Source organism: Pseudoalteromonas sp. SIMBA_162 (assembly GCF_046535955.1).
Taxonomy (GTDB): domain Bacteria; phylum Pseudomonadota; class Gammaproteobacteria; order Enterobacterales; family Alteromonadaceae; genus Pseudoalteromonas; species Pseudoalteromonas marina.
In genome coordinates, this window is the sequence record NZ_JAWJBQ010000571.1 from 1 (window position 1) to 264 (window position 264).

At 71.6% G+C, this 264-nt stretch carries 1 protein-coding gene; it reads left to right on the forward strand.

Translation table 11 applies throughout. The features are described from left to right. A partial coding sequence (locus tag R0J88_RS20965) for a hypothetical protein (RefSeq protein ID WP_410901020.1) occupies positions 1 to 264 on the forward strand: 264 nt, incomplete at both ends.

Below are 264 nucleotides of genomic sequence, written 5' to 3' on the forward strand. Positions count from 1 at the left end.
CGGCGAGCAGTCGGACCGCTTCGGCCAGGTGGTTTGCGAGGGCTGCTTCGAGACATTGGTGGCGCGTCTCGGGCGCCTCGACGTACTGGTCTGCATGCCGCCTCAGGCCATGGCCGGGCAGTCGCTGGAAGCCTGCCTGGTCGCGCAGGTCGCCGGCCCTGGCGCCTTGCTCAAGGCGGCCTGTGCGCGCATGCTGCGCCACGGCGGACGCTTGCTGGCCGTGGCACCACCGCTGCCTTCGCAGCCGTCCTCGTCGCTGTCCTC